The 471-nt window shown below is 34.2% G+C and carries 1 protein-coding gene; it reads right to left on the reverse strand.

The genetic code is table 11. The features are described from left to right. Positions 1–165: 165 nt before the first annotated feature. Positions 166–471: hypothetical protein (locus A6F49_RS14465; protein ID WP_082911821.1), on the reverse strand; the 306-nt coding region annotated here is incomplete at its 5' end.

A 471-nucleotide genomic window follows, 5' to 3' on the forward strand; every position in this document is an offset into this window, starting at 1 on the left:
CTTATACATACGTCAATGACATTAAAGCGAACTTTTATATGATTTTAACAGAGTGCGAATTATGCAAATAAAGAACAGCAGTAAGATATTTCAAATAGAAAAATATCTCACTGCTGTTTTTCTGAATTTATGCATCTGGTACTTGTGGACGTATCAGGCAAATGATTAATTTTTAGGTGATTGTGCTTGAGGTGTTTGTTTAGAAGGCGTATTGGTATTATTTGATTTATTAGCAGGTGGTGTGTTCTGTTGTTGATTATTTTGGTTGTTTGTTGACGATTGACTGCCGCGGCCATGAGTATTATTTTTATTTGAATTTGAGTCTTTTGGCTGAGCTGGTTGCGTATTCGATGGTACAGTTGAATGGTTGTTAGGAACATTTGACGGTGAAGATGGTTGATTGTCATTAGTAACGTTATTGCCATTATTTTGATTTTTATCTGTTTTGTCTGCACTATCTTCTTGTTGATC

Origin of the sequence: Enteractinococcus helveticum (assembly GCF_001657475.1) — a bacterium.
In the GTDB taxonomy this organism is placed as follows: domain Bacteria; phylum Actinomycetota; class Actinomycetes; order Actinomycetales; family Micrococcaceae; genus Yaniella; species Yaniella helvetica.